This window comes from Novipirellula rosea (assembly GCF_039541335.1).
Classification (GTDB): Bacteria; Planctomycetota; Planctomycetia; order Pirellulales; family Pirellulaceae; genus Novipirellula; species Novipirellula rosea.
Genome location: NZ_BAABGA010000079.1, coordinates 1 through 6,521, shown reverse-complemented (window position 1 = coordinate 6,521; position 6,521 = coordinate 1). Strand labels below are relative to the sequence as shown.

Sequence of the window (6,521 nt, the reverse complement as noted above, 5' to 3'; positions counted from 1 at the left end):
CCACAACTACCGGACCTGCGATTCCGTCGGGATTGGCGACCGCGTTGGCATCCAGCGTCAGCATCACTCAGACCGGAACCAATGACGGATCGATCGCCTGGGACTTTTCGGTCGACAACAGTTTGGTGCAGTACCTCGCCGATGGCGAAACCATCACCGCGACCTACACCATCACCGTGACCGACGACAGCGGAACCGGCAATAACGGGATGACGCAAGATGTCACCGTCACGATCACGGGAACCAATGATCAGCCGACTGTTACCGTCGTTGATGTCACTGGCGCGGTCACTGAAGACGCGACAACGCCGAACCTGACTGACAGCGGGAGCGTGACCTTTGCCGAAGTCGACGACACCGACCTGCTCAATTCGTCCGTCGCATTAAGCGACACGACGACGACCGGACCTACGATTCCATCTGGGTTGGCAACTGCGCTGGCATCCAGCGTCAGTCTCACTCAGACCGGAACCAATGACGGATCGATCGCCTGGGACTTTTCGGTCGACAACAGTTTGGTGCAGTACCTCGCCGATGGAGAAACGATCACCGCGACCTACACGATCACGGTGACCGATGATAGCGGCACCGGCAATAACGGGATGACGCAAGATGTCACCGTCACGATCACGGGAACGAATGACGCGTCTGTTGCTGGCGTGGACACGGCGACGGCCACGGAAGCGGGAGGCATCAGTAATTCCACTTCGGGTGTCGACCCAACGGGTAACGTGCTGGCCAATGACACCGACGTCGACACAAGCGACTCGAAATCGGTCAGTGGTGTGGTGGCGGGTAACGCCGCAAATGCTGCTGGCTCAGTGGGCGCGAACGTGGCTGGTTTGTATGGCAGCGTGACGATCCAAAGCGACGGCAATTACGTCTACAACGTGGATAACGGCAATTCGTCTGTGGAAGCACTTCGTACGTCCGCCGACACTCTCGAAGACGTTTTCACCTATACCATGGTCGACAGCAAAGGAGCTTCGTCTACCCAACAGATCACGATCACGATCCAAGGCGTGAATGACGCCCCGAACGATCTGACATCGACAGGAATGACGAGTGATGAAAACCTAGCTAATGGACAGGTCGTCGGAACGGTCTCGCCGAGCGATGTCGATTCGGGAGACACTGCGTTGTATCGATTGACGGATGACGCCAGCGGACGGTTCGATATTGACAGCTCTGGAAACATCGTGGTGTTGGATTCCAGCAGACTCGACTACGAAATCGACACGCAACACGATATCACTGTCGAAGTGACCGACACAGCGGGTGGAACGTACTTAGAAACGTTCACCATTACAATCAACGACGTGGATGAATATGACGTCGTGGCGTTGGGCGATTCGGATGCATCGGCGAATCAAGTCGACGAGAATGCTAGTGGGGGCGTCTACGTCGGAATTACGGTTTGGGCCGTCGATGCCGACGCGAGCAACAGTACGATCACTCACATCCTGGTAGACGATGCGGGTGGACGTTTCGAGATCGACGCTAACTCAGGCCAGATCGTAACCGCGTCAACCGCACCACTAAACTACGAAGTCGATACGTCGCATGACGTCACTGTACGAAGTGTCTCGTCGGACGGCAGCGAAGTGTTCCAAACCTACACGATTGATATTCTTGATATCAACGAGTCCTCCGTTGCTGTAGACGACTCCTATAGCACCATTTCTGGACAATCGATTTCATTGACGACGTCTGATCCGATCGCCAACGACACCGATCCCGACGGCGATGCTTTGAGACTCGTTCTCGTCACAGGTCCATCCAATGGTACGTTGTCGATCGATGTCAATGGAGTGATCACTTACACTCCGACCGCTGGTTTTTTCGGCGTCGATTCGTTCACTTATCGCAGCGATGACGGGAGTATGCTGAGCGATAACATTGCAACCGTGTCTATCAATGTTCAAGCGGGTGGCGGATCTGGCGCTGGATCAGGAAGCGGCGGCTCCGGTGGCGGTGGAACTGGCGATACAAGCGGAAGTGGAGAAACGTCCGGCGGTGACTCCGGCGACGGAGACAGTAGCGATGGCGAAGATGGTTCGACGACAGGTGCGGTCCCCTTGGTTCCCACAAACGTCAATACACCGAATCAGAACGACAATTCATCGAACGAGAAAGGACAATCCAAGCACGTCACCGCGTCGGTTAGTCGTGATTCCACAATCCACATGACGGACGGCGATCAAGGAGAACCAGATCACGGCGTCGATTCTCGAGGATTTTCGTGGGGCGGGTCATCGAATATGCACATGAAACGGGGCAGTAGCCAGATGTCCCAAATGCTCGCGCAACTACTCATCGTTGATTTGGTTCAAGCGATCCAATGGACCGAGTGGAACAACTTGGACGGCGGACCGTCGAATGATTCGTTGTTCTTTGGCGTCGGCGAAGTGGGCGGACTCGGTGTCGGCACTGGGCTCGCCTCGGTCGGATACGTGATGTGGACGCTTCGTGGCGGGGTTCTGCTTACGACCATCTTCGGCAGCATGCCCGCTTGGCGAATGATCGACCCATCCGCACTGCTAACCGTCTATCGTGACGCTGAGGGCGTTCGCAAGTCTAAAGCCGATGTGACGACGTTCTTGGACTAGGTGACTGCATGCACATAGTTAGCTATCTGCAAATAAATTCCTGAAACAAAATCATTTTCAAAATCACGGTTGCCGGAACAGCCAAAGCAAGTTTTTCTTGGTCGCCCAAGATTGGTGCAAGGTGGACTACAAGAGCCACGCCGATCGCAAGAGCGACTTGCTTCAGCTCACCCACAAAACGGACATCCGCTACGACTTGACGACGGACCTGTTGGTCGAGGCGGACACTGGAATCACGCTGGCTCCCATGCAGATCCACCTCAAGACGAGCGAGGCTCTGCACAGCACAGCAAAGGAACCTCCGCTGTGGGAGGGGCACCACCTCGACCAGCTTGAGACGACAATGGCCAAGGCTTCCAACGGCTGGGATCTGCCACGAAATCCTGTTCATGTAATCGATCGCGAAACGCACTCACTGGGACGGCTACGACGCTCGCACAGCCTGGGCCACTTGTTCTTGGTCCGCTGTGATGATCGTCGTGTACTGTGCGAAGGTCGCTCGGTGCTGCTGAGTGAACTTGATGAGGAACTCGATCAAACGTTTCAGTGCGTCGATGCGGACAAACCTCTTCACGAAGGGAATAGGTCGCTTCTTCAATTTTCGAAGTTTTGCATCGTTCTATCCCATCGTAGCTGTTTCGCCGAAAGATGGAGCGAACACCGACAAACGCCGGCACTCACCCTTTAGGATCGCATGTTGAAACCTACGTGGTAGCTTGGTCATCTAACTCGCGATCTCCTCCGCTAAGCACTACCGACGACACCACTCGCTCAGTGGTCCACTCGCTGAGCGGTGGCAGGTGGGGTGAAACGCCTACTGGGCAACCACCTTGCTCGACGATTTGCTTCGTGGCCTGCATCGCCTGCAAACGGTGGTGGTAACTGCCAATGTGAACGGGGATGCCAAGCGTAGCGTCAAACACCCGATACTCTGCTGCCTCAACTCGCAATAGCAAGAAAGTGATCGGCGAGTTACCGGGGCCGATCAAGACACAACCATCCGAACTTCGATCGGCTTTCACAAAGCAACTCCATGCCTCAGCGGCATCCTGAATCAACACCGATTTTTTGACGCTGCTGGTGTCCATCTGATCCAAGCAGTACAAACTGAACGCGTCGGGATCTCTGGCGAATTCAACAGTCCCGAATTCGATCTGGTGGTTGTCTTCCGGCGATACAATTGGGCTGTGAATGACAAGACGAAGAATACGGTGGAATTTAGCTTCAGGAACATTTATCTCGTTCATCATTTAGCCCCCACTAAATGCATTGGTGAAGAGCAGGCTGGCGTCAACGGGTTCCATGTCAACTCCAGCCCTACAGCAACCGCTGTGCTCAACAACGGCTGCCAGTCTCAAAAAAATCAGCAGTTTTGCTTCGGATAATAGTCGGCGCCGTGAAATTAAGCTCTCCCGCTTCAGCGATCGTCGTCATCACTGCTGGTCGGATCGAAAGTATCCACGCCAGCGATCGTAATACCATCGGTGACGCATTCAAGCAACCGCATCGAAGCGAGCAGTGAAAGGCCCTGGCAGATTGCCCGATCCGAATAGCGACGGCCAGCGGTCTCGGCAACGAACTCCCGCTTGGGCTGACTCGCCATCTGATAGGTTTGCCGAGCTCGACCCAGTCGACGGCGGCTCGTAAGGATTTATGGATTGCATCTTTGATTGTACTATGTTCATTGACTTGGCTATCGTGCTCCCACTAACGAAGCAATGGTCATAAGTAAAAAGCCAACTAGCAGAACACCCAAACCGAACACAACCACCAAGAAGAGAGTGTTTCGAATGTAAGGGTGGGCAGGTAGTTTTTGTTTGTGCGTTGGCGGCTCTATGTCAGTGTTCGCCGTCTCCCGTCGCTGAACCTCATCTTCGGGATAAAAGAGAATCGTAGTTTCCCCAGGTTGAAGATCACCATCACCGTCGAGCAGCACTAGTGCTTTGCGATCGTCCAACTTGCGGTACGTTACACCTTCGTACCGGAATACTTCGCCTACTTCGACGTTGAAATACTCGTCATTCATGACTATTTTGGATTGGCATCGATCAGGCGAACCGCATCGCAAATCGGTCAATACCCATTTAAGGTACGGTGGCGAATCAACTTATGGGTGGGAATTGGGGAGTAACCGAAGATTATATCGCCCCTTCTAATGGCGATGTTGTCTCCGCACACCGTTTGACGGTATCGCCAATACTTCTTCGTGAGCTCAACTCTTGAAGTCACCTTTGGTCGTGGGCATCTGCAATCAAGCCCCATCGATGTTTTATAGCCATCTGGGCGAGCCAAGTTATCGTACTCCTCCGCAAAATATAACTGTCATCAAACCCAACATAAACCACCCAGTGATCTTCGTGCCGTGATACTTCCGCGTGATTTTCGCAGACCGTGAGAATCGCCCCAAGAATTCTTTCTAGGCCTGTCTCTAGGTCTGCGTCATCTTCATAACCAGAAAGCGGGCGAAGAATTAGACGCCCAACTTGCGACTCGTTGGCGTGCTCACCAAGCGACTTGAGCACGCGATGACGGAGCACCCCCTTTTCCAATGGCTTTCCTTCATTTCTTGCATTCCAAATCAAAATCCTAGCGGTTTCTATACTTTCGCGACTGGCTTGCCTGGGAAAAACGCGGTGATCGTGTTGCATCTGCATCGTTTTCGTTGTAAGGCAATGAGTGGAGTATTCTCTCATTATGCAACGTATTGCTTCTTGAATACAATCGGACGCAATTGGCGTTTCGCGGTTCCAAGAAATCCAGCTCGAATATCCTTACCTTTAATTGCGTCCTGCCAACGACCCAAGGATTTTTTGACGATTTACCTCGCAAGCTCGATCACCACATCGATCGATCGGAGCCATTCGATCGCAACAAACGTCCTTAAATGGCTCCGGTATGAACTGCGCCATAACCCCTGTACAGCAGCCATGCGACTTGTTCAGCCGGCGATTTTGGGAGCGAAATGGTGGTCGGCCACTCCTAAGTTTGCGAACTCCTTTGGCGGCGACCGTAATTTGACGGGTACGGTGCTGTGCTGATCCGTCGTTCCAGCTATGACCGCGTAGCAGCCTACGATTGACCTTTGACAATTGGGCAGTCGAAACGATTCGAGTCAGCGTTTGCTTATGCCGCTGGGCCGGTAGGACATTAGCAATCCACCAAGCTCGGTATGGCACTCGATCTTCGTTTGCTTTAGGTCAATTGTCGGCGGTGAATCTTCATCGCGAACAGGTGGTAGATGATCCCGGGCAGAATGTCCGCGACGTTTGTTGTACCATTCTTGCGTGACTCGAAGGATGCCGTCGAGGTGCTTGTTGATCACGATGAAAAATGCGTTTAGCTCCCCGTGTTTGATCGTTTGGATCACCCGCTCAACACGAGCCTGTAGATTGAGCGAGCGAATCGGCGTCAGTTTGATCTCGCACTCTGATGACCGGAACACATCATCGAACGAGTAGCATGAAATAGTCGTCGATCAGTCCCTTCCCCCGCATCCAGCCGGCTGTCCACGAACGGCTGGGTGGTGCCGATTTACTCCGAGACTTCGCGCAGCCGCCGCAGAACCTGCGTGACGCGTGCGCGGGTGACGCCAAGATATCGAGAGAGAGCGGCCCTGCTTTCGACCACTTTGTTATCCAAGAGGGACTGGTAAAATCGAGCCCGAACCATCGGATCGTGTTTAGCTTTGGCCCGCTTTTGGGGTTTCAGGACCGTGTTTGGGTCGCCCCAGGGGATCAGATGGACGTTGCGAGACTTTCTGCAAGTCGTTAGCAGGCAATGACCTAGCTCAGTGAAAGTAAGTTGCGATGAGTGGTCGAATTGGGGAGCTAGTTTTGAAATCGCGAAAGCTCTCGCAAACCAGTTAACGCCCGTGGCCCAATATCGGCCGACGGGCGTTTTTCGTTTCTGCCC

At 53.6% G+C, this 6,521-nt stretch carries 4 protein-coding genes and 1 pseudogene; 2 read left to right on the top strand and 3 right to left on the bottom strand.

The window, feature by feature from the left end; genetic code table 11:
* Both ABD971_RS26835 and ABD971_RS26830 read left to right on the top strand, forming a co-directional pair.
* Window positions 1-2,609, top strand: a 2,609-nt coding sequence (locus tag ABD971_RS26835) for a VCBS domain-containing protein (RefSeq protein ID WP_345326923.1), incomplete at its 5' end; no start/stop codon positions are given.
* 67 nt (window positions 2,610-2,676) lie between these two features.
* Window positions 2,677-3,231: pseudogene (locus ABD971_RS26830) on the top strand (IS4-like element ISRba2 family transposase); the annotation flags it as partial.
* An 82-nt stretch (window positions 3,232-3,313) separates the two neighbouring features.
* Here the strand turns inward: ABD971_RS26830 and ABD971_RS26825 are convergent.
* The 3 genes from ABD971_RS26825 to ABD971_RS26815 all read right to left on the bottom strand — a co-directional run bounded on the left by ABD971_RS26825 (window position 3,314) and on the right by ABD971_RS26815 (window position 4,635).
* Entirely contained in the window at window positions 3,314-3,856 is a 543-nt protein-coding gene (locus ABD971_RS26825) for a hypothetical protein (RefSeq protein ID WP_345326922.1), read from the bottom strand.
* A 170-nt stretch (window positions 3,857-4,026) separates the two neighbouring features.
* On the bottom strand, window positions 4,027-4,212 hold the full coding sequence (locus tag ABD971_RS26820; RefSeq protein ID WP_345326921.1) for a hypothetical protein: 186 nt from the start codon (window positions 4,210-4,212) through the stop codon (window positions 4,027-4,029).
* A 90-nt stretch (window positions 4,213-4,302) separates the two neighbouring features.
* On the bottom strand, window positions 4,303-4,635 hold the full coding sequence (locus ABD971_RS26815) for a hypothetical protein (RefSeq protein ID WP_345326920.1): 333 nt from the start codon (window positions 4,633-4,635) through the stop codon (window positions 4,303-4,305).
* Between the last annotated feature and the right edge of the window lie 1,886 nt (window positions 4,636-6,521).

Coding starts and splice junctions, on each gene's coding strand:
- ABD971_RS26815 (WP_345326920.1), bottom strand. CDS start 4,635: ATGAATGACGAGTATTTCAACGTCGAAGTAGGCGAAGTATTCCGGTAC.
- ABD971_RS26825 (WP_345326922.1), bottom strand. CDS start 3,856: ATGAACGAGATAAATGTTCCTGAAGCTAAATTCCACCGTATTCTTCGT.
- ABD971_RS26820 (WP_345326921.1), bottom strand. CDS start 4,212: ATGGCGAGTCAGCCCAAGCGGGAGTTCGTTGCCGAGACCGCTGGCCGT.